This window comes from Streptomyces sp. NPDC088730 (assembly GCF_044751215.1).
GTDB lineage: Bacteria > Actinomycetota > Actinomycetes > Streptomycetales > Streptomycetaceae > Streptomyces.
The window spans coordinates 48,514-72,766 of record NZ_JBIVLK010000006.1 but is presented as its reverse complement, the minus strand read 5'-3'; the positions used below and the strand labels follow the sequence as shown (position 1 = coordinate 72,766).

The following is a 24,253-nucleotide window of genomic DNA, read 5'->3' as shown; positions in this document are numbered from 1 at the left end:
CCTGGCACCCGCTCGACGCGCGCCGGACGCGTGGACACCGCCACACGGTCGATGTCCACGTTTCGTAAGAATCGCTGGCCCGAATTGTCGGTTTCCTCTCCGTAGGGTGAGCCGAGTGACCGACTCCTCCGATAACTCCGCCCCCCGCGCCGACATCGTGCTGCCCTGTCTGGACGAGGCCGCCGCCCTGCCCGCGGTGCTCGGTGCGATCCCGCGCGGCTGGCGCGCGATCGTCGTCGACAACGGCTCCACCGACGGCTCGGCCGAACTGGCCAGTTCGCTCGGCGCGACGGTGGTGCACGAACCGCGCCGCGGCTTCGGCTCCGCCTGCCACGCCGGGCTGCTCGCCGCCGAGGCGGAGTACGTCTGCTTCTGCGACTGCGACGGCTCCCTGGACCCGGGACTGCTCCCCGGCTTCGTCCGCCGGATCGCGGACGGCGAGAGCGATCTGCTGCTCGGCCGGCGCCGCCCGGACCGGCTCGGCGCCTGGCCGCTGCACGCCCGTGCGGGCAACCTGGCGCTCTCCCGGCTGCTGCGCAGACGTACCGGACTCCGGCTGCACGACCTGGGCCCGATGCGGGCGGCGCGCCGGACGGACCTGCTGGCGCTCGGCCTCACCGACCGGCGCAGCGGGTACCCGTTGCAGATGGTGGTGCGGGCGGCGGACGCCGGGCTCCGGGTCGCGGAGACGGATGTCCCGTACCTCTCGCGCACCGGGAAATCGAAGGTCACCGGCACCTGGCGGGGCACCTGGCACGCGGTACGCGACATGCGCGCCGTACTGGGCGAGGCCCCCGTCCCGGTGGGGGCGTCCCGGTGACCCCGGCCGCGTGTACCGGCGCGGGGACGGGAGCCGAGCGCGGCACCGCGACCGCCGGTGCGGTGACCCTGCTGGTCATCGCCAAGGAGCCGCTGCCCGGCCGGGTCAAGACCCGGCTCACGCCGCCCTTCACCCCGCAGGAGGCCGCCCGGCTGGCCGAGGCCTCGCTCACGGACACCCTGCACACCGTCCTCGCGCTGCCCGCGGCGCGGCGGGTGCTCGTCCTGGACGGGGCGCCGGGGCCCTGGCTGCCCCCGGGCATCGAGGTGGTGAGCCAGTGCGCGGGCGGTCTCGACGCCCGGCTCGCCGCCGCGTTCGCGGGCCGCACCGGGCCCACCCTCCTCATCGGCATGGACACCCCGCAGCTCACCCCCGCCGACCTGGCGCCCGCGCTCGCCCCCGGTTCCTGGGACGGCTGCGACGCCTGGTTCGGCCCGGCGGAGGACGGCGGCTTCTGGGCGCTGGGGCTGGCCGAGCCGGACCCGGAGCTGCTGCGCGGGGTGCCGATGTCCGTGCCGGAGACCGGCGCGGTGCAGCGCCGCCGGCTGGTCGACGCCGGACTGACGGTGCGCGATCTGCCCCGGCTGCGGGACGTGGACACGGCGGCCGACGCCGTGTCCGTCGCCGCACGGGCTCCGCACGGCCGGTTCGCCGCTGTACTCGCCGCACTGAGCGGGGCGGTGGCCCGATGAGCCAGACGGTCCCCCGGCACGAAACGGCCGCCCAGCACGAAACGGCCCTCCGGCACGGAACGGTCCCGCAGCACGAGACAGCCCGCCCGCCGCGCCCGGACGCCACCTCCTGGAGTACCGACCCGTACGCCAACGCCCTGCGCAACGGCCACGGTCCGCTCTTCCTGCGCCGTACGGACGGCTGGCTGCTGCCGCTGGACGTGGAGCGCTGGTGCGCGGGCGCGGACGCCGCGGACCTGTCGGCGCTGCACCGCTGCGAGGGCCCCGTCCTGGACATCGGGTGCGGGCCCGGCCGGCTGGTCGCGGCGCTCGCGGCGCGCGGCCACCGCGCCCTCGGCATCGACGTGAGCGAGGCGGCGGTGGCCCGTACCCTGCGGCTCGGCGGGTCCGCGCTCCACCGCTCGGTCTTCGAACCGCTGCCGGGCGAGGGCCGCTGGGGCACCGTCCTGCTCGTCGACGGCAACATCGGTATCGGCGGCGACCCGCGCAGGCTCCTGCACCGGACGGCGGCCGTGCTGGCCCCGGGCGGGCTGCTCATCGCGGAGACCGCGCCGCAGGACATCGACGAGCGGGTCCGGGTCCAGCTGGACGACGGGCGGACCGGCCGGGACGGGCCCGCCGCGCCCTTCCCGTGGGCCCGGCTCGGCACACCAGCGCTGCTGCGGTACGCCGGGCTCCTCAGCTGGCACACGGCCGATCAGTGGGAGGCGGACGGCCGCACCTTCGTCGCGCTGCGCCGCAGCCGGAAGGTCCTGACGGCCAGCCACAGCGCCGACAGCGCACAGAGCGCGGCCGTGATCAGCAGCCAGTTCCCCAGGAACACACCGGGGGAGAGCCCGGTCGCCGGTTCGTAGCGCCTCGTGTGCCGGGTGATCAGCGGCCACCACATCAGCAGGAGCAGGCCGGACAGGAAGACCGGCACCCGGACGAAGTTGACCAGGCCGGGGCGCGGGCCGAGCGCGCGCAGCAGCAACCGGTCCGCCGCCGCGTACAGCGGGACCAGCACCAGATCGTGCACGAGGGCCGCGCCCGCGAACCAGACGACGACGCCCCACGCGTCCCCGGCCAGCAGCCGCACCCCCGCGTATCCCGTCAGTGCGAAGGAGGCGGCCGTCAGCAGGAGGTGCAGCGGGCCCTCCCCGTACCGCCGCCGCACGTGGCCGAGCAGCTCCAGCCCGTTCACGACTCTCTTCACAGCTCTCCTCACAGCTCTCCGAAGGTCAGCCGGGACACCCATTTGGTGTTGAGCACTCCGGGCGCGGCCGGGACGATGATCCGTGCCGGATATCCGTGGTCGGGCGACAGGTCCTCGCCGTTGACCTGGAGAGCCAGCAAGGAGCGGGGGTCGCGCACCTGGTTGTCGCGGAGCGCCGCCCGGCGGAACGCCCCGCTGCGCTGCACCGACTCCACCAGCGCCCCCGGCGGGTTGTGCGGGTACCCGGCGAGCTCCGCGAGGTCTCTCAGCCGCACCCCCCGCCACCACTGGTCCGAGGTGGACCAGCCCTCCACGCAGGCGATCGGGAGCGCCGCACCGTACTGGTTCATGGCCAGCAGCTGTTCCCGGGTGAACCGGAGGTCACCGGCCGGACCGCTGACGGTCAGCCACCAGCCCTCCCCCGTATCGGCCGCGGTGATCCCGACAGCGGCGGCGGTCTTGTTGATCTGGAAGCTGCCGGGCCCCGGGCCGGGTTCGGCGGCGCCGTGCGGGGTGAGCAGCGCGATGCGCCGCAGCGGCCCGTCGAAGCTCCGCCCGGCCGAGGTGATCAGCAGGACCAGCGAACCGGCGCCCACCATCGCCAGCGCCCCGCGCCGGGACAGTGTCGGCGCGTCCGGAGCCGGGGCGGCGAGCGCGTCCCCCGGCACGTTCCCGCTGAGCGCGCCCGACCTCAGCACCCGTACGGCCCGCGGCGTCCGCAGTCCGGCATGGGCGAGGAACGCGGCGAAGAACACCCACGCCCCGTAGAAGTGCAGCGGGTAGAACGAGCCGGGGAACAGGTACTCCAGCTGGATGTTGAGCAGTCCGGTGACGAACTCGAACAGCGCCCCGCCCACCAGGAGCAGCAGCGAGAGCCGCTCCAGCGCCTGCCCCGCCGAGCGGGCCGGCGGCAGTGCGAAGAGCTTCGGGACGACCGACCACAGCTTGGCCAGCAGTACCGGGACGAGCACGATGCCGGCCGTGACGTGGAGCCCCTGCGTCAGCCGGTACAGCCAGTGCGGATCAGTCGGCCAGTCGAACAGGTAGAAGCCGAGCAGTCCCTTGTCCGGGGTCTTGTCGTTGACCGGGTTCAGGTCCGGGTTGTACGCGGCGTACGACAGCAGTCCGGTCACGAACAGCAGCGTGATCCCACCGAGCAGCACCAGCCCGAGCACCGCGGTGAACCGGACCCCGCGCACCGGACTGCGCCAGAACCCGGGAGCGGAGGGGGTCCGTTCGAGAAGTCCGGAGGCGCCCCCGGAAGGAAGTCTGAAGCGTCGGAGCCGACGTCGGTCGCCCATGGCCCCGACGCTATGCCCGGGGTGCGGCGGCATGGCCCGTGCGACTCCTGACGAAACGCTGACGTCGTCCGGACCAGTCGCCCCCTCCCCGCGAGTCCGGCGGGGTCCGGGGGCCGGGTCCGCGGGTCTGCGGGTCCGGCCGGGTGCGGGAATCTGACGGTTCGGTGACGCGCCCCGTCAGCAGCCGGCCGCGCCGTCCCGGCGTGCATACCGTGCCTGGGTGAAGACCGAGGAACGCGCGGAACAGCGCACCGAACCGGAGAGCGGCCGCCGCAGCGGCGGCCGCGCCGACCTGGCCGCCGTGGGCGCGGCCGTGCTGCTGGTCGCCGCCGCCGCGCTCGTCGGCCGGAACATCGAGGACTACGCCCGCGTCCTGTACGTCCACTGGCCACCGCTGCTCGCGTCCTGGTACCCGCACACCGGCCCCGGCACCGCGGCCGCCCCCGCCGTCGCCGTGGCCGTGGTGGCGTACGGTCCCGTCCTCGCCGCCCGGCTGCGCTGGCGGAACCTGCTGCTGAGCTGCTGGGGCGCCTCGCTCGCCTGGGTGTTCTCGCTGGCGCTGATCGACGGCTGGGGGCGCGGCATCGCGGAACGCCTCACCACCAAGCACGAGTACCTCAGGGTCATCGGCCGTTTCGACGACATCGGCGCGGCCCTGCGCGGCTTCAACGACCACATCCTGATCGGCCCGCCCGGCAACTGGCCCGCCCATGTCGCCGGACACCCGCCGGGCGCCACCCTCACCTTCGTCCTGCTGGACCGTGTGGGGCTCGGCGGGGGCGGCTGGGCCGGGGTCTGGTGCATCGTCACCGGCACCACCGCCGCCGTCGCCGCGCTGGTCGCCGTCCGGGCCCTGGCCGACGAGCGCACCGCCCGCCGCGCCGCGCCCTTCCTCGTCCTGGCGCCCGTCGCGGTCTGGGCGGGCACCTCCGCGGACGGCTACTTCGCCGCAGTCGCCGCCTGGTCCGTCGCCCTGCTGGCCCTGGCCGCGACCGGGAAGGCCCGCAGCCCCGCGACCGCCGCACTCGGTTCGGGGCTGCTGTACGGACTGACCTGCTACCTCAGTTACGGCCTGGCGCTCATCGCGCTGCCGCTGCTCACCGTGCTCCTGCTCGCCCGGACGGCCCGGCCGGTTCCGCTCTTCGTCCTGGGGGCGCTGGTCGTGCCGGCCGCCTTCACCCTGGCGGGCTTCAACTGGTGGGAGGCGTACCACCTGCTGGTCGAGCGCTACTACCAGGCGGCGGGCGGGTTCCGCCCGTACTGGTACTGGGTCTGGGCCAACCTCGCCTGCACCGCGATCGCCGTCGGACCCGCGACGGTCGCCGGACTGCGCCGGACCGCGACGGCCGCGCCCGGGGCCCTGAACACGCTGCGGACGGGGACCACGGCCGCGCCGCAGCGGCTGGTCCTCGTCGTGCTCGCGGCGTTCCTCATGCTGCTGGCCGCCGACCTGTCCGGGATGAGCAAGGCGGAGACCGAGCGGATCTGGCAGCCCTTCATGCTCTGGCTGCTGCCCGCGGCCGCGCTGCTGCCCGCACGCGGCCGCCGCGGCTGGCTGACCGCCCAGGCGGCCGTCGCCCTGCTCGTCAACCACCTGCTCTGGACGGGATGGTGAACGGGGGGAGAGGGAAAACGTGTAATCGGCGGGCGCGAACGGCTGGGGCAGGAGGAACGACGGGTGGTGAAGGGGGCGGTCGGTCGTTGAACCGCCGGCGCCCGGGTATGGCTTGTCCCGTGCCGACATTCGAGATCACCACAGCAAGCGCGGACGACATCAGGATGATGGCGGACTGGGCCCATGCAGAGGGCTGGAACCCGGGCCTGACCGACGGTCAGGCCTTCTTCGCCGCCGATCCCTGCGGATTCCTGATCGGCAGGCTCGACGGTGCGCCCGTCTCCTGTGTCTCCGTGATCCGCTACGGCGGCGACCACGGCTTCCTCGGCTTCTACCTCACCCGCCCCGAGCTGCGCGGCCAGGGCTACGGCAGCCGGCTCTGGGCCACCGGGACCGCCCGGCTGGACGGGCGGAACACCGGCCTCGACGGGGTGGTGGAGCAGCAGGCCAACTACCGCAGGTCCGGCTTCCGCCCCGTCTGGACGAACATGCGGTACGAGGGGCTGGCGCCGGTCGGCATCGCGCCGCCGCCCGGCGTCACCCTGGCCGACGCCCGCACCCTGCCCTTCGGCCAGGTCACCGCGTACGACCGCCGGTTCTTCCCGGCGGAGCGCGACGGCTTCCTGGCGGCCTGGACCACCGCCCCCGGCCGCACCGCGCTGGTCGCGCTGCACGAGGGAGAGGTGCGGGGGCTCGCGGTGATGCGTGCCTGCCGTACGTCCTCCCGCATCGGCCCGCTGTACGCGGCCACGCCGGAGACGGCCGCCGCCCTGGTGAGCGCGCTGGCGGCGACCGACCCGTCCGCCCCGGTCGCCGTGGACGTACCCGACGTCAATCCGGCTGCGGTACGGCTCGCGGAACAGCTCGGGCTCACCCCGTCGTTCGAGACGGCCCGCATGTACACCGGCGCGTCGCCCGAGGTCGACCACTCCGGCCTGTTCGGCATCACCAGCCTCGAACTGGGCTGACCCGCCGCGTCGGATCCGCCGCCCGCGCCCGTGCGGTGCGGGCGTCAGATCGTCGAGCGGACCGAACGGATCTTGGTCCACTGCCCGCGCCCGTGCGTGCGGGCGTCAGATCCGCAACCGGCGACCGTACGTGCGTCAGGTCCACTACCGCGACCACGCGTGCGTCAGGTCCACTACCGCGACCACGCGTGCGTCAGATCCACTACCGCGACCACGTCTTGCGTCAGATCCGCTGCCCGCGCCCGTGCAGCAGCTCCAGGACCCGGTCCCGGAGCAGCTCGTACTCCTCGCGCAGCCGGCCGATCTCCGGTGGCCTGGGCACCACCGTGCCGCCGGTGACGACCTCCTCCGGCGCGAACTGCTCACGGGTCAGGTCGATCTCCGTCCCCGGGCCCAGCCGGTTCCACCAGTGGTAGTCCGTGCGCACCCCGTCGACCCGGACCTCACCGCGTATCAGGTCACCGCCCAGCAGGTCGTGCAGGACCAGGGCGGTCACCCCGCACTGGTCCCGGGCGGGGTTGCCGGAGGTCCAGTGCGGCCGGTGCGCGGGAGTGGTGGTGTCGGCGCCCCAGCTGCTGCGGACGGCGGCCTCGATGTCGGCGAGGAGGAGCGGCTTCATGCCACCGATCCTCGCAGCCGCCACTGACAGTGCCGCCTGATCAGCCGGCTTCGCCCCCGCCGCCGGGGGCGAAGCGGGCCCGCGAGGCCATCACCGCGATGTCGTCCTCCGCGCCCGGACCGAAGCGGTCGAGCACCTCGTCCAGCAGCTCCTCCAGGCCGCCGCTCGCCGGCAGCCGCAGATCCTTGAGCCGGCCGACGGACACGTCGATGTCCTCCCCGCGCCGCTCCACCAGGCCGTCGGTGTACATGAACAGCACCGTTCCCGGCGCGCACCGCACCTCCGTCGTCCGGTAGCCGCCGAACCCGGTGCCGAGCGGGGGCCCCGCCGGTACGTCGCCCAGCTGGGTGCCCGCGGTCCCGGGGTCGATGAAGACCGGCGGCAGATGGCCCGCACTCGACACCAGGCACTTCCCGCCGGACCGGTCGACGACCGCGAGCAGACAGGTCGCCGCCCGGTCGAGCCCCGACCGCTCCACCATCCGGTCCAGCTGCCGCAGGATGCGGTGCGGCGGCAGCTCCTCGTCCGCGAGCAGCCGCAGCAGCGAGCGGTAGTGGCTCATCGCGACGGCCGCCTCCACGCCGTGGCCCATCACATCGCCCATCGCCTTGAGGTGGCGGCCGTCGCGCAGCGGGATGATGTCGAACCAGTCGCCGCCGACCAGCACGCTCCGGTCGGCCGGCAGATAACGGGTGGCGACCTCGATGTGCGGATGCGGCTGGCGAGGTTCGGAGAGCAGGGAGCGCTGGAGCTCCAGGGCGATGGTGTGCTCGTGGGTGAACCGGCGCGCGTGGTCCAGGTCGACGGCGGCCCGTCCGGCGAGCTCCCGGGCCACCACCACGTCCTGCTCCGTGAAGGGCGGTGAGTCCCCCGCCCTGACCAGGCCGAGGACGCCGATGGGCCCGCCGCGCACGGAGACCGGCACGATGACCGCCGAGTGCATCCCGAGGGCCCGGTAGACGGCGACCCGTTCGGGGGAGGGCGCCAGGCGGCCCAGCTGCTCGTCTCCGGTGAGGTTCTCGACGACCGGCTGGTTGGCGGCCAGGCAGCGCGTCACCGCCGCGTCCTCCTGGTAGTCGATGTAGTCCCCGGCCACCCCGAACGGCGCGACCCGCTCGCGCAGCCCCGGCACCGCCGTCATCGCCGCCCGCCGCAACCGGGTCACCCCGGGCGGCGCGGGGCGCACCGGCGGGGCGACGTCCCGCGGGAACACCTCGACCGTGGCGAGATCCGCGAGCCCCGGCACCACCAGGTCGACCAGCTCGGCGCAGGTGGTGTCCATGTCGAGCGTGGTGCCGATGCGGGTGTTCGCGGTGTCCAGGAGACGCAGATGGCGCTGGGCCTGGGCCAGCTGGCGCCGCTCCTCGTCGGAGGCCAGGACCTCCATCAGGATGCCCGCGACGCCCACCACCCGGCCGTCCACCTCCAGCCGGTGGTACGCGCCGTGCCAGTAGCGCCGGGCGCCGCCCGGTCCGGCGGGGGTCCGGCCGCTGGAGGTGATCTCGCGGGACCGCCCGTCGGAGAGCACCGCCAGCATCAGGTCCTCCCGGGCATCGACCTCGGGCAGCACCTCGGCGACCGTACGGCCCAGGTGCTCGGCGGCCGGGATGCCGTTGAGCCGTTCGAGGGCCGGGTTCACGTAGAGGTAGCGCAGCTCGGTGTCGAGCACCCCCACCCCGGCCGTGGTTCCACCGATCAGGGCCGCGAGCGCCATGGTGTCGAGCGGCGGCGGACCGCCGGCGTACTCATCGGCCTGCAAGGCAACCTCCTGGGACAGGGCGCGGGCCGCCCGACTGCCCGGCCCTCCATGGTCGGCCGCCCGCCCCGGCCCCGCATCCGCAGACGGCTGATCAGCGGGCGGTCCCCGAGCGCGCGGCCGACCGTGAAGAGCCGGGGAGCAGCCGGTCGAGCTCCACCGTCCCGTCCTCGGCCGATGACCCCGGCGGCAGCCGCAGGGCCCGTGCGACCGGCTCCGGAAGCGGGGCCCGGTCCAGCAGCCCGGTGACCAGGGCGGTGGTCAGCCGGTGCCAGACGGGGGCCCGGCGGAGCATCGGGTGATCGCTGCCGGGCACGGTGACCAGACAGCTCCGGGCCCCGGCCCGGCGGGCCCGCCCGGTGAGCGTGCGGGAGGCCGCCGCACTGGTGACCCGGTCCGGGGGGCTGTGCACGAGGACGATGTCCCGCCCGGCGAGCTGCTCGACCGGATCGCCGTCCGGGCACCACGGGGCGAGCCCGACCACGCCCCGTACGAGTGGATGCCCGGCGGCGTGCAGCGCGGCGCGGCCGCCCATCGAGTGCCCCACCAGCACCACCGGAACGTCCCCCGCCGCACGCCGCAGCTCGTCCAGGGCGCGCACGGCATCGTGCAGCGGATCGGCCCGCGCCCCGTTCCACCCCCGGTGCCCGTACCGGACGGCGCGCACCAGGACGTCCCCCGGCAGCGCCCGCCGCAGTGCGTGCGCGAAGGGGCGCATCCGCAGCGCGGGCAGGTTGAACGGTCCGGGCGGCGGCGCCCCGAGGCCGTCCTCCCGTCCGCCGTGCAGCAGGAGTACCGCCGCGGTCGGCGGTTGTCGTCGTGTCATGCGTACCTCCGGTGCGGATGGGTGGAGCCGTAACGAGCATGCTGTACGAGCACGGACGGCACCGTCGCAACGGGAAGCAAGCGGCGCGGAACAGCAACGCGGAACCAGCGGCGCGGAACAGCATGCGGAACCAGCGGCGCGGAACAGCGACACGGAATCAACGGCGCGGAACAGCGGCGCGGAACAAAGGACACACACCATGGGCTCGTCACCACAACTCGGTAGTACCGTCCCGGACTTCACCCTCCCGGGAGGCGCACTCGACGGCGATACGTTCGAACGCCGCGACTACACACTCTCCGCCGCCCGCGGCCGGGCCGTGGTCCTCGCCTTCTACCCCGGCGACAACACGGCAGTGTGCACGAAGCAGCTGTGCTCGTACTCCTCCGGGATGGAGACCTTCGAGGGGCTCGACGCGCAGGTCTGGGGAATCAGTCCACAGGATGTGGACAGCCACGAGTCCTTCGCCCGCGCCCACGGCCTGCGGATGCCGCTGCTGGCGGACACCGGCCGTGAACTCGCCCGGACCTTCGGGGTGGCGGCCCCCGGCATCGGCGTACGCCGGGCGGTGTTCCTCATCGACGCGGAGGGGGTGCTGCGCTGGAAGCACGTAGCGCTCCTCGGTGCCACGTTCCAGTCGATGGACACCCTGGCGGGCCACCTCTCCGGCATCCAGACCCCGTAGAAGACTGCCGGAACCCGGCAGTGTCCCCGATCCGGTATGTATGGGACCATCCAGCCAGTTCGACGGAAATGTTCGGGGGATTCCGCGGATTCCACAGACCGGGAGGGGTGATCACGTGACCTTGTTTCTCGGTCTCGGCATTGCGGGAGTCGTGCTGCTCGCGCTGTCCCTGATCTTCGACGGAATCCTCGAAGGCCTCTTCGGGGGTGTGCTGGACGGCCTCTTCGACGGGCTGCTCTCCCTTCCGGTGATCGCCGGTTTCGTCTCGATGCTCGGCTTCGGCGGCGCCATCGTGCTCGGCACGACCGGCGCCGGCACGTTCGCCGCCGTGGGGGCCGGTGCGGTGGCCGGTCTGATCGCCGCCTGGCTCACCTGGAAGTTCAGCCAGGCCCTGATGCGGGACCAGACCAACGCCACACCGCGCGACGACGATCTCATCGGCTCGTCCGGGTCCGTGGTCACGGCCATTCCGGCCAACGGCTACGGCGAGGTGCTGCTGCGGCTGGGAGGGCACGTCGTGAAGCTGTCGGCGAAGAGCACGGCGCCGGTCGAACGCGGCACCGAGATCTGGGTCGAGGCCACGCTCTCGACCACCTCGGTCTCGGTCCGCCCCGTCGAACGCTGAGCCGGCAAGCCGGCCGATCCATCACCGCTCGCAACAGAACTGCCGTCCCCGTCGGGAGGCAGAGGGGGACACCTCATGAGTCCAGTACTGATCGCCATCGTCGGAGTCGTCGTACTCCTCGTCCTGCTGGCCCTCGTGGTCATCACCCGCTACAAGGTCGCCGGGCCCAGTGAGGCGTTCATCATCACCGGCCGCCGCGGCAAGAAGTCCGTCGACCCGGTGACCGGGCGGGCCAGCATCGACAACAGCGGCCAGAAGGTCGTCGTCGGCGGCGGCGTCTTCGTCGTCCCGTTCGTCCAGCAGAAGTTCACCCTGGACCTCTCCAGCCGGCACATCCCCGTCGCCGTGCGCGGAGCCGTCACGCTGCGCGGTGTGAAGTCCCACCTGGAAGGCGTCGCGATCGTCAAGGTCGGCGGCAGCGAGGACGCCATCCGGGCCGCCGCCCAGCGCTTCCTGCAGCAGCAGAACGGCATCGTCGGCTTCACCCAGGAAGTGCTCTCCGGCGCGCTGCGCGCCATCGTCGGCCGGATGTCGGTCGAGGACATCATCCGCGACCGGGCCGCGTTCGCCGGCCAGGTGGCGGAGGAGGCCGAGGCCAGCCTCTCCGGCCAGGGCCTGATCCTGGACGCCTTCCAGATCCAGGACATCACCACGGAGGGCTCCTACCTGGAGGACCTCGGCCGCCCCGAGGCCGCCCGCGCCAAGCAGGAGGCGGACATCGCGGAGGCGATCGCCCGCCGCGCCTCCGAGCAGGCCCGGCTGAAGGCCGCCGAGGAAATCGCCATCGCCGAGCGGACGTACTACCTCAAGCAGGCCGAGATCAAGGTCGAGACGGAGGCCGCCGCCGCGAAGGCCAACGCCGCCGGTCCCCTCGCGGAGGCCGCCCGCCGCCAGGAGATCCTCCAGGAGCAGGAGAAGGTCGCCGAGCGCCAGGCCGCCCTGACCGACCGCGAGCTCGACACCAAGGTCCGCAAGCCCGCCGACGCCGCCCGCTACCAGGCCGAGCAGGAGGCGGAGGCCCGCCGCATCGCCCAGGTCAAGGAGGCCGAGGCGGACGCCGAGCGCTCCCGCCTGACCGGTGAGGGCGAGAAGCTGCACCGCTCGGCCCTCGCCGACGCCGTACGCATCGAGGGCGAGGCCCAGGGTGCCGCCATCGCCGCGCGGGGTTCGGCCGAGGCCGAGGCCATGCGGAAGAAGGCGGACGCCTTCGCCCAGTACGGCGACGCGGCCGTGCTCCAGATGCTCGTCGAGGTGCTCCCGCAGGTCGTCGCCAAGGCGTCCGAGCCGCTGAGCGCCATCGACAAGCTGACCGTGATCTCGACGGACGGCGCGAGCCAGCTCTCGCGCACCGTCACGGACAACGTCGCCCAGGGCATGGAACTCCTCAGCTCCACCACGGGCGTCGACCTCGCCGCCCTCCTGCAGAACCTCAAGGGCACCACCCCGAAGCCCGCGGTCCCGGCCCAGCCGGAACCGTCCACCCCGAAGAACGACAAGATCGAGGTCACGGACTGACGTCCACCCCGACAGCAGCACCCACGACAGCAACACCCTCGCGTGCCCGGCCGGTTCCCCCCAACCGCCCGGGCACGCGCGTTGGTCCGGGGGCCGCGGGGGCGACTGGGGGCGGTGGGGCCATGCTCGTACGGAGGCGACGGCGCAGGAGCGGGTTCATCCCCGCACGCGCGGGGAGCAGAGCGCGTGCCGATCAACCGGGCAGAGGCACAGGGGTTCATCCCCGCACGCGCGGGGAGCAGGACGCCCAGTGGGCCATCCAGGACGTCGGCTCGGGTTCATCCCCGCACGCGCGGGAAGCAGTCACCAGAGGCGGTCGCGCGCTTCTCCTCGGCCGGTTCATCCCCGCACGCGCGGGGAGCAGCCTGAGAACGGGGGAGAAGATGACGGGGACGTGGGTTCATCCCCGCACGCGCGGCGAGCAGGAGCCGGACGCGTCACGGAACACGAACATCACGGGTTCATCCCCGCACGCGCGGGGAGCAGCACAGCAACGGCGTGGTCGGGACCGCCGGGAAGGGTTCATCCCCGCACGCGCGGGGAGCAGACTGGCGGCTGTTCCTTTCGAGCGGAACTTGCGGGTTCATCCCCGCACGCGCGGGGAGCAGCCGGGTTGATTCCATGCGGCCCGGATGTACGGGGGTTCATCCCCGCACGCGCGGGGAGCAGAGAAGCAGACAAGCGCGTTGGTCATGATCGGAGGGTTCATCCCCGCACGCGCGGGGATCAGCGTCACGGCTACAAGAACTGGACCCCGGAAGCGGGTTCATCCCCGCACGCGCGGGGAGCAGCTGCCCGCGCCGGTCCAGCACACCATCACGATGGGTTCATCCCCGCACGCGCGGGGAGCAGAGAGGTAATGCGGTGGTCATGGACGCCTCCCCGGGTTCATCCCCGCACGCGCGGGGAGCAGCACACACGGCCGGGCGGTCCTGAGACATGACAGGGTTCATCCCCGCACGCGCGGGGAGCAGTCGGAAAGGGCGACGGCAACCGCCTTGGTGAGGGGTTCATCCCCGCACGCGCGGGGAGCAGCCACGTCGATGACGGTGTCGTACGTCGAGACCGGGTTCATCCCCGCACGCGCGGGGAGCAGAATGCTTCTCGCTTCCGGATCATCATGACTCGGGGTTCATCCCCGCACGCGCGGGGAGCAGTCGTCCGACAAGATCGACGCGAGCATGAAGCTGGGTTCATCCCCGCACGCGCGGGGAGCAGACTCCCTGACCTGCGCGTCTATCCGGCGGACTGGCCGAATTCAAGCAGCTTCAGCAACTCGGACATTTCACCTCTCTCGTTATCCTCCGGGGCCGCCACCGCTCCGGTCATTGACGGGCAACGGACAGCGGGGATGTCGATGTGACGCGGTTCGGGAAACCTCAGCGAAGCAGACGCTCGCCGCTCTCAGCGCCCCCCGAACCGCCGCCGCTTCGCCGCCTTGCTCCAGCCCTTGGCGGGTGGTGACAGAGCAGGCGGCGGTCTGTCCTTCGGGCGGAGGATCAGTGTCAGGCCCTCGTGGTCCACCGGATGCCACTTGTGGTCGTGGGTTTCGAACGCGTACCCCTGCTCGCTGTTGTCGCTGTACGCGAGAAGGGCCCGCCCTTGGCCCGAGTACTGCCTGACCTCCGCCCACAGTGTCTGGCGCACGCGCGTGGAGGGGCCGCCGATGAAGACGCCCGGGGAGATCTCCAGGAGCCAGCGTGTGAGAAAGCCGCGCAGGGCCGCCGGACAGTTGGTGAGGACAATGACCGTCACCAGATAATGCCCTCCTCGTAATTCCTCCCAGCACTGAGCTCCGTTCCGTGGTCCGACTGGAGCATCACCCGATCCCGCGCGTCCTCGTCGGCTGCATCTGCACCGGATCGAGACCCGCCCCCGGCTCCGAGGAGTTCCTGGATGTCGGTGACCACGCGGTCCATCAGGCCCGTACGGTTCGCGGCGTCCCGCAGGGCGCGTCGGGTTCGGGAGCCGATGTCTTCAGGGCCCTCGGCAGCGGCGTCGAACGCGACCGGGATGCCGATTTCTGTCTTGTAGAGGTCGGCCATGTCCAGCACGAAGGACAGTTCGTGGCCAGAGTGGACGAACCCGAGGCCCGGAGCGCATCCGAGAGCGGCCACGACGGCGTGGGCGATGCCGTACATGCACTGGGCCGCCGCGGTAATCGCCTGGTTGGGTGCGTCGCCGGATGCGAAGTCGCCCGGAGTGTAGTGACGGCCGTGCCAGGGGACGCCGGTGCGGGCGGCCTCCTTGCGGTAGCAGGCTTTGACACGCGTCCCCTCGCGCCCGAGCAGCTCGTGACGGGTCAGGCGGGCCGGGTCCTCGTCCGGGAAGCGCAGCCGGTACATGGCGCGGGCGACCGCCAGGCGTCGGCGTTGGTTCGCCCACGCCGTGGCTTGAGCCTGCACCAGGGCGGAGGAGCGGGTGAGGGCCCGCCCGCCCGCGTAGAAGCGGACTCCGTGTTCACCGACCCAGACCACCCCCGCTCCGCATTCGCCCAGGACGCTCATGGCCTGGTGGGTGATGCGGGTTCCGGGGCCGAGGAGGAGGGTTCCGATGGTCGCGGACGGGATGTGCCTCGTACCCTCCGCGTCCTCTGCGGTGATGGCGTGCGCGTCACGGTGTACGACGCACCGCTCCAGATAGACGAAGGACAGCCGGTCCCCCACCCTGCTCAGTTCGCGCGGTGACGAGAGCTTGCGAGCTCCCAGCGACGGAGAGGTCATGGTCCGTCCTCACACCACGGGAGCAAGGGTCATCAGCCCGCAGCCGTAGGCCTTCGCCTTGCCCAGTCCGGACGCCAGCCTCAAGCGGAAAGCCTCGGGGTCGGTCACCCGTAGCCGGCCCTGGTAGGTAACGGCGGCGATCCGTACGGCGTTGCCGCCCGCCGTCGCGGAGCTGCCCCTACTGGCGGAACCGTCTTTACGGGAAGAGGCGCTGCTCTTGCTGGACGAAGGACTGTTCCTACCGGACGAGGCACTGTTCTTGCTGAATGACAGCCCCCGGGCCCCGCCTACCACCAGTTCGTACTCGTCCCCTCGCTCCAGGCGACGGTCCTCCGGCGCTTTCTCCACGATGGTGAAGCCGCCGCGGTCCTGCTGCTTGAGCAGCCACTCGATCTGGTAGCGGGGCGTCCGGTGCGCAGTGCGTTTCGTCGGCTCGCCCTCTTTGCGGCGGATGCTGTGGACCGGGTTGGCCGTGAGCCGGAACTCCCAGACACTGTCGGCGGACAGTCCGGACAGGAAGGCGGCGTAGTCGTACGTCGACCAGCCCTGGGGTTCCGCCGTCGGCCAGCCCGCCTGCTCCACCAGGTGGGTCAGGTCCGGCTTGGCCGGACTGGTGACGTACAGCAGTACCTCGGCCGCCGAGTTGTAGTCGATCCGCCAGAGCACCCGCGGTCCCCCGTCGGGTGTGGGGGGTGCCTCGGGGAAGGAGGACATAACCGCCGCGTGCAGCATCTGCGGTGACGTCAGCAGCCGCCGAGCACCGGTCCTTGCCGCGTTGAAGCGAAAGCGCGTGAGGTACATGTCAGGCACCGTCCCTGTCCAGCAGAGTGAGGTGGCCCACCGCATCGTGCGAGGGGAGGGCCACCCGGTTGTTCCTCCGGTCGGCACGGGGGTTGGGCACCGTCACCGTTCGTGCGACCACGCCCCGCAACCCGTACCGCCGATGGCGCGGGTCGAAGCTGATCGGTTGATCCCGTACCGCATCACCCGGCCCCTCCGCGCCGTCGTCGGGCCCGGCCTCCAGGAGCACGGTCAGGTCTACGGACTCGTCCTTGCGCCGTCGCTCCCGGTACCAGTCGGACGCCTGCCATTCATGGGCGGCCAGGGTCGCGGCGAGCTCGGCTCCGGGATGCAGCCCCAGATCGATGTTGCGGCTCGGCGGGCATGATCTCCGGCCGAGGAAGGGCAGGAAGACGGGATTGCGTACGGCTGCGAGCAGTTGTACGAGCAGGTCTTCGTCGCCCTCCAGCCCGGCGACGAACACGGCGTCCGCAAGGTAGAAGCGTTCGGACACCGGCATGGATTTGCCCGTGTCGTCGTGGTGGGCGGTCTGGAAGTCCCGGATGCGGGTGTCACATGACGGGCCACACAGAAAGGGCCTTGCCCCATACCCTGACAGTGACGAGCTGTTCAGAGAGGGGCAAGGCCATGCCAGATGATGCTACCCCGGACCCGTACGCCGATCCGCTCGCATTCGGCCAACGCATGCAGATCCTCCGTACGAAGCGGGGCATGTCGCGGCCGGTCGTGGCGGGGCTGCTGGGGATGTCGCAGTCGTGGGTGAAGCAAGTCGAGACGGGGCTGATCGGTATGCCGAAGCTTCCCGTGATCCTGCGCATCGCCGAGTTGCTGCGCGTCCGCGACCTTTCGGACCTGACCGGCGACCAGTCCACCCCCGTCGATCTGTTCATCGGGCCGGGGCACTCACGGCTGCCGGAGGTGCGGGCGGCGGTGAATGCCTTGTCGCTGAGCGCGGACCGGCAGGCGCCGCCGGCCGAACACGTAGCGGCTCGACTGGCGAAGGCGTGGCAAGCACGGCACCGCGCGCCGAACCACCGCGAGGTGCTGGGCGAGCTACTACCGGGGCTGATCCGGGACGCGCAGTTGACAGTGCGGCAGGCGGACACGGCGGCTGAGCGGCGGGTGGGGCAGGCCATCCTGTCCGAGGTGTACAGCCTCAGCCAGTTCTTCGTGGCCTACCAGCCGGACAGTGCCCTGCTGTGGCGGGTGGCCGAGCGTGGCATGGTCGCGGCGCAGGAGTCCGAGGATCCGCACGCGATCGGTGTTGCGGCGTGGCTGGCCGCGCAGGCACACCGCGACAGTGGGCCCGCGCACTTCGACGCGGCCGACGCCATGACGATGGAGGCCCTAAAGTTCATACAGCGGTTCCTCCCAGCCGCCGACGACCGCACGATCGCCATCGCAGGCGCCCTCCAATTCGAGGTGGGGTATACGGCGGCCCGGCGGGGGGCGAAGGGCGAGGCGTGGCGGTGGTGGGACAAGGCGAACGCCACCGCGGCCCGGCTGTCACCCGGCTACTACCACCCGGTTACGTCGTTTTCCACCGCCATCATGGGTGCCCACGCCGTGACCGTGGCCGTGGAGCTGCGGGCTGGCGGGGAGTCAGTGCGGCAGGCAATCGACGCAGACAGCACAGCGATCCCGTCACGGCCTCGCCTGGCCCGACACCGCATCGAGGAGGCCCGCGCGTATCAGCTGGACGGGCAGCCTGAGACGGCCCTAGCCACGCTGGAGCGCGCCCACCGAGCAGCCCCGGAGACGATCCGCTACAACGGGTACGCCCGCCGGATCGTGCTGGAGGAGACGGAGTCCCGAGTGCCAGCTCGCCGCCAGCGTGCCGCGGCCCTGGCCGAGCAAATCGGACTACTCGCGGCGTAGTTCGAGCCCGTGAGCGAGGGGCAGGAATCCTGCCCCTCGCCTGTGCTGCCCGCTCGTACCGTCGGGATACCGACCGCCGACGAGCCGAGGATGCCGTGATCGTGAGAGCACTATCACCAGTCAGCACCTTGACCGAGCAGCAGGCCCGTGGTTGGCGCTGCATCTGGTGCGACCACCCCCTCGTGTCCGGGCTGGACGTCGACCTGGGCGAGCAGCGCACGCACCCGGCCGACGGAGCCGCGTACAGCTGGTTCCCCCGGGCATGCGCGGACACCGCGACCTGCGCGGCCCAGGCCACGCGGGCGAGCACATGAGCCTGGTGATGCGGTTCATGGAGTGGACGATCGGTGCTCCCCGGGGCGAGGCACCGCAGACCGTCATCCTGATCCGCTGCCTCACCCCAGGCTGCGGCGAGGAGTCCGAGCCGAGCCGCTCACACATCACCCCTGACATCTGGGCGCTGAAGCACGCCCGGGCGGATGGGGCACACAGAGTACGAAGAGGTCGCGCGCTGCCGCCTCGTCACCACCCCTGAGGAGGCCCGGTGATCTGTGATCGCTGCGAGCAGATGATGCGGCCGGACGAGGCCGAGCAGATCTATATCGACGCGGCCTCGGGCGCCGGGGTCACGGTCAACGTCCACAGGGTGCTGTGCGCCAGGCCCCGAACGCACCCACAGTAGTTACCCGCAGCACCCGGGTCGCTGACCTCCCGCCCGTATCTGAGGCCGGCAGCGGTCCAGGTGCGGGCGGGCATACTCCCGAACGAGGTCGGCAAGGGTTCATCCCCGCACGCGCGGGGAGCAGTAGGGCGTCCCGTTCGGCCGGAAGTTCGCCGTGGGTTCATCCCCGCACGCGCGGGAGCAGTTGGTCTGTGTGTTGTGGCGCCACCGGACCAGGGGTTCATCCCCGCACGCGCGGGGAGCAGGGCGTCCCGTTCTGCGGGCTCTGGAAGGAGGAGGGTTCATCCCCGCACGCGCGGGGAGCAGGTCATGGTGTGGACTCCGGCCCAACTGGGCGCGGGTTCATCCCCGCACGCGCGGGGAGCAGCCAAAAACAGCACAAGCGGTTTCCTGCATCTAGGGTTCATCCCCGCACGCGCGGGGAGCAGTCGCCCGGGTTGCTGTCGGCGATGGCCCAGAGGGGTTCATCCCCGCACGCGCGGGGAGCAGCCGAGTGGCTGCTCGACGAGCTGCGGCAGTCGAGGTTCATCCCCGCACGCGCGGGGAGCAGACTGTCTGACCTCGGGTTCTCTGGACGCATCCTGCCATTTCGAAGCAGCTTCACGAACTCCGACATAAAGGATCAAATAGCCCATCTCTAGACCCCGGGCCCGTACTGTTCACCGCCCGAACCCCCCAAGCCGTGCTCCGCCGCCGCACCGCCCGGCCGTGGCACCAAGGAGCGAAAGGCGCACCAGAGCGCAAGCCGCACCCAATCGAGCCGCCCATCCCACCCCGCAAGCCGCACCGAGGGAACCGCCCACCCACAGGCGGAATGCAAACCCGAAGACCCCACCAAAGGTCCGGTTAGGGTAATGCGGGACTAAAGAGATCACCAAGTGCGTTTCGTAAGCGTCGCGCTCCTCGGGAGGAAGTCATGGGAACCCACCGCACCACGCTGCCCGGAGTCGGAGTGCAGTACGACTACACCACCGAGACGGGCCAGCACATTTCCGTCGTCGTGCATCACGACGGGCGGCGGTTCATCGGGTTCTACGATCAGGACGACCCTGATTCGTGCCGGCTCTCCGTACCCCTGACTCCACAGGAGGCCACCGGGCTCGCGCATCTCATCGATGCCGCGCCGATCGACGCCGTGCGGACCGAGGGGATCGATCTGGTCACCGAGCACATACCGCTCGGGACGCGGTCGCCGTACGGCGGGCGGTTGCTCGGGGACACCCGGGCGCGGACGCGGACCGGGGCCTCGATCGTGGCGGTGTTGCGTACGCACAGTGCGCATCCGTCGCCGGGGCCGGACTTCCGGCTGGCCATCGGGGACACGCTCGTCGTCGTGGGTACGCGCGAGGGCGTGGACACGCTCTCCGAGATTATTGCGGAGGGCTGACCGTGCACGACACGACCGCACTGCTGGTGGAGTTCGGCTCCGTCATTCTGGGGCTCGGCATCATCGGCCGGTTCGCCGGCCGAATAGGCCTTTCCTCGATCCCCCTCTATCTGCTGGCCGGACTCGCCTTCGGTGAGGGCGGGCTGCTGCCGCTCGGCGCGAGTGAGGAGTTCACCGCTGTCGGCGCCGAGATCGGCGTCATTCTGCTGCTGCTCCTGCTGGGGCTCGAATACAGCGCCAGTGAACTCGTCACCAGTCTGAAGACGCAGTATCCGTCCGGGGCCGTGGACTTCGTACTCAATGCCACCCCCGGTGCCGTCGCCGCGCTGCTGCTCGGCTGGGGGCCCGTGGGGGCGGTGGCCCTGGCCGGGGTGACCTGGATCTCGTCGTCCGGGGTGATCGCCAAGGTCCTCGCCGACCTGGGACGGCTCGGCAACCGGGAGACGCCCGTCATCCTCGGGGTGCTCGTCATCGAGGACCTGTCGATGGCCGTCTACCTGCCGCTGCTCACCGCGATGCTCGCGGGTGTGGGCTTCGCCGGTGGCAGCATCGCACTGCTCGTCGCGCTCGGCACCGTCGGCTTCGTGCTCTACCTCGCGCTGCGGCACGGACGGCTGATCAGCCGGGCCGTGTCCTCCGACAATCCCGAGCTGCTGCTGCTCGTCGTGCTCGGGCTGACCGTGCTGGTCGCCGGGGTCGCCCAGCAGTTGCAGGTGTCCGCGGCCGTCGGGGCGTTCCTGGTCGGCATCGCGCTCTCCGGCGAGGTCGCGGAGGGAGCGCGCAAGCTGCTGACCCCGTTGCGGGACCTCTTCGCCGCCGTCTTCTTCGTGTTCTTCGGGCTCTCCACCAACCCCGCGGAGATCCCGCCGGTGCTCCTCCCGGCCGCGCTGCTGGCCGTCGTCACCGTCTTCACCAAGATCGCCACCGGCTGGTACGCGGCACGGCGGGCCGGCATCGGTTCGCGCGGGCGGTGGCGGGCGGGCGGCACGCTGGTCGCCCGGGGCGAGTTCTCCATCGTCATCGCCGGTCTGGCCGTGGCGACCGAGCCTCGCATCGGCCCCATCGCCACCGCGTACGTCCTGATCCTCGTCATCGTCGGCCCGCTCACCGCCCGCTGGACGCAGCCGATCGTCGAGAAGATCCAGGAGTGGCGGGGCGGCAGCGGGGACAAGCCCACCGCATCGTCCAGCGCTAGCAGCAGCGGAACCGTTCCTGCCGCACGGGTGCCGGCCCCGCAGGAGGAGCTGGCCCAGACCGACTGACCGCGGCCTCAGCCGTCCTGGGCGGCGGGGAGGTCGGGCAGCCAGCCCAGCGGGTACGCGTCCGCACCGCCCCCGGGAACGGCCGGCTCGCCGCCCGCCGCGGTGAACGCCGTCAGCGCCTCGACCAACGCGGACCGCTGCTCCGGCGCGAGGCGTTCGACGATCGAGGCGATCTCCCGGCGGCGGCCGGTCGTGACGTCCTCCACCAGTTGGAGCCCCTCCGGGGTCACCCGCAGGGCCGTCTCCCGGCGGTTGGCCGGGTTGACCTGGCGCTCGGCCAGACCGGCGAGGATCAACCGGTCCAGCATGCGCATCGCGGTCGACGGATTGACGCCGAGGCGCTCGGCCAGCGAGACCAGCTTGGCGTCCCCGTGGGTGGCCAGGACCACGAGCAGCCGGAACTGCGGCAGCGTCACCCGGTCCTCGACCGCCGCCAGCGACCGGGCCGAAACGGCCACCAGCAGTCTCGACGCGGTCAGCACCGCCCGCGTCACCGCGTCGACGTCGTCCCTGCCGGTGGCGGACGGGGCGGACGGTCGTTTCTCAGATGACTGTTCGTGCGCGGCCATGCCCCTTTGTACCGCGCCGGACCGCGTACTCCCACTGCGACCGCGTACTCCCACCGCGGGAGCCCCGTCCGCGACGGTGGCGTAGATCTTGTCACTGTGCAACGTTTGCACAGTGACAGATCCATCCGCAGACTCGTCCGGGCCCCGGCCCCCCGCCCCGCGGGGCGGCTGGCGGCGTACCCTCGCCCGGCTTCCGGTCCATATGTTCCGGGCCGGGCTCGGGCCGCTGTTCCGGGGACGGCTGCTGCTCCTCGTCCACACCGGGCACACCTCGGGACAGCCGCGCCGGACCGCCGTCGAGGTGGTCGAGTCCGCGACGGTGGACGGCCGGCTGAGCTGGACCGTGGCGTCCGGATCCGGGCCCGGCGCCGACTGGTACCGCGATCTGCGACGTACGCCGCAGGCCACCGTGCAGATCGGCCGCCGGTTCCACGCGGTGACGGCGGCTGAGCTGCCGGCCCGGGAGGGCGGCGAGCTGATGGTGCGCTGCGCACCCCGTCGCCCCCGGCTCGCCCGGCGGCTCTGCGCGCACCTGGGGTTCACGGTCGACGGCAGCGCGGAGGGCCGCCGGGACGCGGGCGAGTCCATCGCGTTCCTACGCCTCACCGAGGGCGCCCCGGTCGGCGGCGGCGACCGCTGAGACCCGGGTCCGGTCAGGGGCCGGGAGGCGGAGCCAGGGCCGGGGGCGGGTCCGGGGAGGGCCGGAGCCGGGGTCAGGTCCGGGTCCGGGGTCCGGAGCCGGGGTCCGGAGCCGGGGTCAGGTCCGGGTCCGGAGGCGGAGCCGGAGCCGGCTCAGGTCTGTACGGGTTCGGGCTCCTCCGCCGGGTGCGGCCGCGGAACGCCCCTGCGGTAGAGGATCACCGTGACCAGGAGTCCGACGGCGAAGAAGCCCGCGGACCACCAGTACGCGGTGGTGTAGCTCTCCAGCTGGGACTGGGCGATCGCGGCCGGGGTCGGGCGGCGGCCGACCAGGTAGCTGGTGGCCGCACTGGTGGCGAGGGTGTTCAGCAGAGCCGTACCGATGGAGCCGCCCACCTGCTGGCTGGTGTTGACCATCGCGGAGGCCACTCCGGCGTCCCGGGCGGAGACCCCGGCGGTGGCCAGGTTCATCGCCGTGGCGAAGATCATGCCGAGGCCCAGGCCCAGGCAGATCAGCGGGGGCAGCACATGGGCGGCATAGGTGCTGTTCAGGTCCAGCGCGGTCAGCCACACCATGCCGGCCGCCGCGAGACCCATGCCGAGCGGCACGATCGGTTTCGCGCCGAGCCTCGGCACCAGGACGTTCGTCGTCGTCACGGACGTCACGATCATGACGGCGATCATCGGCAGGAACGCCAGACCTGTGCTGACCGGCGAGTAGAACAGGCTCTTCTGCAGGAAGTACGTGAGGAACAGGAACACCCCGAACAGGCCGCCGCCGGAGATGAACATCGCGAGGAACGACGCGGCCCGGTCCCGGTCGAGCACCACCCGCATCGGCAGCAGCGGATGCGCGGCCCTGGTCTGCCACCACGCGAACGCGGCGACGAGCACCGCGCCGGCCACCAGGAACCCCCAGACGTCCGGCGAACTCCACGGATGGGTCTCCGCCCTGGAGAATCCGAACACGATGCAGAAGAGCCCTCCGGATACCAGCACGGTCCCCGGGATGTCGAGCTTCGGGCGGTCGACCGGCGCACCCGCGGTGAGCAGCCGCCAGCCGCCGATGAACGCGACGGACGCGAACAGCAGGTTCACGTACAGGCACCAGCGCCAGTCCAGGTATTCGGTGAGCACCCCGCCGAGCAGCAGCCCCACCGCGCCGCCCGCCCCCGCGATGGCCCCGTAGATACCGAAGGCCTTCGCCCGCTCCTTCGGGACGGTGAACGTGGTGGTGAGCAGGGAGAGCGCGGCCGGGGCCAGCAGCGCGCCGAACAGGCCCTGGAGGGCGCGGGCCAGCACCAGGATCTCGAAGCTCGGGGCGGCGCCGCCGATCGCGGAGGCCACCGCGAAGCCGACCAGTCCGATCAGGAACACCACCCGGCGGCCGACCAGGTCCGCGATCCGGCCGCCGAGCAGCAGCAGCGAGCCGAAGGCGAGGGCGTACGCCGTCACGATCCACTGACGGTTGCCGTCGCTGAAGCCGAGCTCCTGCTGGGCGGAGGGCAGCGCGATGTTCACGATCGTCGCGTCGAGCACCACCATCAGCTGGGCGAGCCCGATCACTCCCAGTACCCACCACCGGTGTGACGCACCGCGCCCCGGCGCGTTCTCGCCGTTCTCGCCCTTCTCGGCAGGCTTCCGTGGCTCACGCGCGTGTCGGGCCATGGTGCGGATCTCCCTCGTTGCGCACAC

24 protein-coding genes, 1 pseudogene and 1 CRISPR repeat array are annotated in these 24,253 nt (G+C 72.0%); of the genes and pseudogenes, 14 read left to right on the top strand and 11 right to left on the bottom strand.

Going from position 1 to position 24,253, the window contains the following annotated elements; all coding sequences use genetic code 11:
* Positions 1-106 precede the first annotated feature (106 nt).
* The 3 genes and pseudogenes from ACIP89_RS19830 to ACIP89_RS19820 all read left to right on the top strand — a co-directional run.
* Positions 107-820 (top strand): glycosyltransferase family 2 protein, encoded by a 714-nt coding sequence (locus ACIP89_RS19830; protein WP_401924594.1) that lies wholly within the window; start codon positions 107-109, stop codon positions 818-820.
* Positions 817-1,512, top strand: coding sequence for a DUF2064 domain-containing protein (locus ACIP89_RS19825; protein ID WP_402115924.1), 696 nt, complete (start codon positions 817-819; stop codon positions 1,510-1,512). Before ACIP89_RS19830 ends, ACIP89_RS19825 begins: the two co-directional genes overlap by 4 nt.
* Positions 1,509-2,030, top strand: a pseudogene (locus ACIP89_RS19820) (methyltransferase domain-containing protein); the annotation flags it as partial. The gene ACIP89_RS19825 and the pseudogene ACIP89_RS19820, both read left to right, overlap by 4 nt.
* Positions 2,031-2,209: 179 nt before the next feature.
* On the opposite strand, the gene ACIP89_RS19815 reads toward ACIP89_RS19820, so the two are convergent.
* Both ACIP89_RS19815 and ACIP89_RS19810 read right to left on the bottom strand, forming a co-directional pair.
* Positions 2,210-2,749, bottom strand: coding sequence for a hypothetical protein (locus ACIP89_RS19815; protein ID WP_402115923.1), 540 nt, complete (start codon positions 2,747-2,749; stop codon positions 2,210-2,212).
* Positions 2,716-4,008, bottom strand: coding sequence for a molybdopterin-dependent oxidoreductase (locus ACIP89_RS19810; protein ID WP_402115921.1), 1,293 nt, complete (start codon positions 4,006-4,008; stop codon positions 2,716-2,718). The genes ACIP89_RS19815 and ACIP89_RS19810 overlap by 34 nt, the downstream gene beginning before the upstream one ends.
* 220 nt (positions 4,009-4,228) lie before the next feature.
* Between ACIP89_RS19810 and ACIP89_RS19805 the strand changes: the two genes are divergently transcribed.
* Together ACIP89_RS19805 and ACIP89_RS19800 are read left to right on the top strand one after the other, a co-directional pair.
* A complete protein-coding gene (locus tag ACIP89_RS19805) occupies positions 4,229-5,623 on the top strand; it encodes a hypothetical protein (RefSeq protein WP_401924601.1) in 1,395 nt (464 codons plus the stop codon).
* 119 nt (positions 5,624-5,742) lie between these two features.
* Positions 5,743-6,591, top strand: a complete 849-nt coding sequence (locus tag ACIP89_RS19800) for a GNAT family N-acetyltransferase (protein WP_401924604.1) — start codon at positions 5,743-5,745, stop codon at positions 6,589-6,591.
* 223 nt (positions 6,592-6,814) lie between these two features.
* Here the strand turns inward: ACIP89_RS19800 and ACIP89_RS19795 are convergent, their stop codons facing one another.
* The 3 genes from ACIP89_RS19795 to ACIP89_RS19785 all read right to left on the bottom strand — a co-directional run bounded on the left by ACIP89_RS19795 (position 6,815) and on the right by ACIP89_RS19785 (position 9,792).
* Positions 6,815-7,210: a hypothetical protein gene (locus ACIP89_RS19795; protein WP_401924606.1), complete on the bottom strand. Its 396-nt coding sequence runs from the start codon at positions 7,208-7,210 to the stop codon at positions 6,815-6,817.
* Between the two features lie 40 nt (positions 7,211-7,250).
* Complete coding sequence (locus tag ACIP89_RS19790) at positions 7,251-8,969, bottom strand: SpoIIE family protein phosphatase (protein ID WP_402115920.1); 1,719 nt, start codon at positions 8,967-8,969, stop codon at positions 7,251-7,253.
* A gap of 91 nt (positions 8,970-9,060) precedes the next feature.
* Complete coding sequence (locus tag ACIP89_RS19785) at positions 9,061-9,792, bottom strand: alpha/beta hydrolase (protein ID WP_402115918.1); 732 nt, start codon at positions 9,790-9,792, stop codon at positions 9,061-9,063.
* Positions 9,793-9,991: 199 nt separating this feature from the next.
* On the opposite strand from ACIP89_RS19785, the gene ACIP89_RS19780 reads away from it, so the two are divergent.
* From ACIP89_RS19780 to ACIP89_RS19770, 3 genes are all read left to right on the top strand, one after another.
* Positions 9,992-10,477: a peroxiredoxin gene (locus tag ACIP89_RS19780; RefSeq protein WP_401926309.1), complete on the top strand. Its 486-nt coding sequence runs from the start codon at positions 9,992-9,994 to the stop codon at positions 10,475-10,477.
* Between the two features lie 115 nt (positions 10,478-10,592).
* Positions 10,593-11,102, top strand: coding sequence for a hypothetical protein (locus ACIP89_RS19775; RefSeq protein ID WP_401924614.1), 510 nt, complete (start codon positions 10,593-10,595; stop codon positions 11,100-11,102).
* 75 nt (positions 11,103-11,177) lie between these two features.
* Positions 11,178-12,617, top strand: coding sequence for a flotillin family protein (locus ACIP89_RS19770; RefSeq protein ID WP_402115916.1), 1,440 nt, complete (start codon positions 11,178-11,180; stop codon positions 12,615-12,617).
* A 152-nt stretch (positions 12,618-12,769) separates the two neighbouring features.
* Positions 12,770-13,835: direct repeats of the CRISPR family, unit length 29 nt; unit sequence GGGTTCATCCCCGCACGCGCGGGGAGCAG.
* A 186-nt stretch (positions 13,836-14,021) separates the two neighbouring features.
* Here ACIP89_RS19770 and cas2e read toward each other — a convergent pair.
* The 4 genes from cas2e to ACIP89_RS19750 are packed head-to-tail and all read right to left on the bottom strand — an operon-like array spanning position 14,022 to position 16,712.
* Complete coding sequence (gene cas2e, locus ACIP89_RS19765) at positions 14,022-14,372, bottom strand: type I-E CRISPR-associated endoribonuclease Cas2e (protein WP_402115914.1); 351 nt, start codon at positions 14,370-14,372, stop codon at positions 14,022-14,024.
* Positions 14,369-15,340 carry a type I-E CRISPR-associated endonuclease Cas1e gene (gene cas1e, locus ACIP89_RS19760; protein ID WP_402115913.1) on the bottom strand — a complete coding sequence of 324 codons (972 nt, stop codon included), beginning with the start codon at positions 15,338-15,340 and terminating at the stop codon, positions 14,369-14,371. The genes cas2e and cas1e overlap by 4 nt, the downstream gene beginning before the upstream one ends.
* Positions 15,341-15,349: 9 nt before the next feature.
* A complete protein-coding gene (gene cas6e / locus ACIP89_RS19755; protein ID WP_401924618.1) occupies positions 15,350-16,141 on the bottom strand; it encodes a type I-E CRISPR-associated protein Cas6/Cse3/CasE in 792 nt (263 codons plus the stop codon).
* A 1-nt stretch (position 16,142) separates the two neighbouring features.
* Complete coding sequence (locus ACIP89_RS19750; protein ID WP_402116155.1) at positions 16,143-16,712, bottom strand: type I-E CRISPR-associated protein Cas5/CasD; 570 nt, start codon at positions 16,710-16,712, stop codon at positions 16,143-16,145.
* A gap of 56 nt (positions 16,713-16,768) precedes the next feature.
* Here ACIP89_RS19750 and ACIP89_RS19745 point away from each other — a divergent pair, with 56 nt between their 5' ends.
* The 5 genes from ACIP89_RS19745 (at position 16,769) to ACIP89_RS19725 (ending at position 21,350) form a co-directional block, all read left to right on the top strand.
* Complete coding sequence (locus ACIP89_RS19745) at positions 16,769-18,019, top strand: helix-turn-helix domain-containing protein (protein WP_401924620.1); 1,251 nt, start codon at positions 16,769-16,771, stop codon at positions 18,017-18,019.
* A gap of 128 nt (positions 18,020-18,147) precedes the next feature.
* Positions 18,148-18,333 carry a hypothetical protein gene (locus ACIP89_RS19740; RefSeq protein WP_401924623.1) on the top strand — a complete coding sequence of 62 codons (186 nt, stop codon included), beginning with the start codon at positions 18,148-18,150 and terminating at the stop codon, positions 18,331-18,333.
* A gap of 230 nt (positions 18,334-18,563) precedes the next feature.
* Positions 18,564-18,701, top strand: a complete 138-nt coding sequence (locus ACIP89_RS19735) for a hypothetical protein (RefSeq protein ID WP_401924627.1) — start codon at positions 18,564-18,566, stop codon at positions 18,699-18,701.
* A gap of 916 nt (positions 18,702-19,617) precedes the next feature.
* Positions 19,618-20,088, top strand: a complete 471-nt coding sequence (locus tag ACIP89_RS19730; RefSeq protein ID WP_024492051.1) for a cation:proton antiporter regulatory subunit — start codon at positions 19,618-19,620, stop codon at positions 20,086-20,088.
* A 2-nt stretch (positions 20,089-20,090) separates the two neighbouring features.
* Positions 20,091-21,350 (top strand): cation:proton antiporter, encoded by a 1,260-nt coding sequence (locus ACIP89_RS19725; RefSeq protein WP_401924630.1) that lies wholly within the window; start codon positions 20,091-20,093, stop codon positions 21,348-21,350.
* Between the two features lie 8 nt (positions 21,351-21,358).
* On the opposite strand, the gene ACIP89_RS19720 is transcribed toward ACIP89_RS19725, so the two are convergent.
* A complete protein-coding gene (locus ACIP89_RS19720) occupies positions 21,359-21,919 on the bottom strand; it encodes a MarR family winged helix-turn-helix transcriptional regulator (RefSeq protein WP_401924632.1) in 561 nt (186 codons plus the stop codon).
* 112 nt (positions 21,920-22,031) lie between these two features.
* Between ACIP89_RS19720 and ACIP89_RS19715 the strand changes: the two genes are divergently transcribed.
* Positions 22,032-22,559, top strand: a complete 528-nt coding sequence (locus tag ACIP89_RS19715; RefSeq protein WP_402115911.1) for a nitroreductase family deazaflavin-dependent oxidoreductase — start codon at positions 22,032-22,034, stop codon at positions 22,557-22,559.
* A gap of 152 nt (positions 22,560-22,711) precedes the next feature.
* Here ACIP89_RS19715 and ACIP89_RS19710 read toward each other — a convergent pair whose 3' ends face one another.
* On the bottom strand, positions 22,712-24,226 hold the full coding sequence (locus ACIP89_RS19710; protein WP_401926296.1) for an MFS transporter: 1,515 nt from the start codon (positions 24,224-24,226) through the stop codon (positions 22,712-22,714).
* Positions 24,227-24,253 lie beyond the last annotated feature (27 nt).

Coding starts and splice junctions, on each gene's coding strand:
- ACIP89_RS19780 (WP_401926309.1), top strand. CDS start 9,992: ATGGGCTCGTCACCACAACTCGGTAGTACCGTCCCGGACTTCACCCTC.
- cas1e (WP_402115913.1), bottom strand. CDS start 15,340: ATGACCTCTCCGTCGCTGGGAGCTCGCAAGCTCTCGTCACCGCGCGAA.
- ACIP89_RS19815 (WP_402115923.1), bottom strand. CDS start 2,749: ATGGGTGTCCCGGCTGACCTTCGGAGAGCTGTGAGGAGAGCTGTGAAG.
- ACIP89_RS19745 (WP_401924620.1), top strand. CDS start 16,769: ATGCCAGATGATGCTACCCCGGACCCGTACGCCGATCCGCTCGCATTC.
- ACIP89_RS19770 (WP_402115916.1), top strand. CDS start 11,178: ATGAGTCCAGTACTGATCGCCATCGTCGGAGTCGTCGTACTCCTCGTC.
- ACIP89_RS19795 (WP_401924606.1), bottom strand. CDS start 7,210: ATGAAGCCGCTCCTCCTCGCCGACATCGAGGCCGCCGTCCGCAGCAGC.
- ACIP89_RS19710 (WP_401926296.1), bottom strand. CDS start 24,226: ATGGCCCGACACGCGCGTGAGCCACGGAAGCCTGCCGAGAAGGGCGAG.
- ACIP89_RS19730 (WP_024492051.1), top strand. CDS start 19,618: ATGGGAACCCACCGCACCACGCTGCCCGGAGTCGGAGTGCAGTACGAC.
- ACIP89_RS19720 (WP_401924632.1), bottom strand. CDS start 21,919: ATGGCCGCGCACGAACAGTCATCTGAGAAACGACCGTCCGCCCCGTCC.
- ACIP89_RS19785 (WP_402115918.1), bottom strand. CDS start 9,792: ATGACACGACGACAACCGCCGACCGCGGCGGTACTCCTGCTGCACGGC.
- cas6e (WP_401924618.1), bottom strand. CDS start 16,141: ATGTACCTCACGCGCTTTCGCTTCAACGCGGCAAGGACCGGTGCTCGG.
- ACIP89_RS19810 (WP_402115921.1), bottom strand. CDS start 4,008: ATGGGCGACCGACGTCGGCTCCGACGCTTCAGACTTCCTTCCGGGGGC.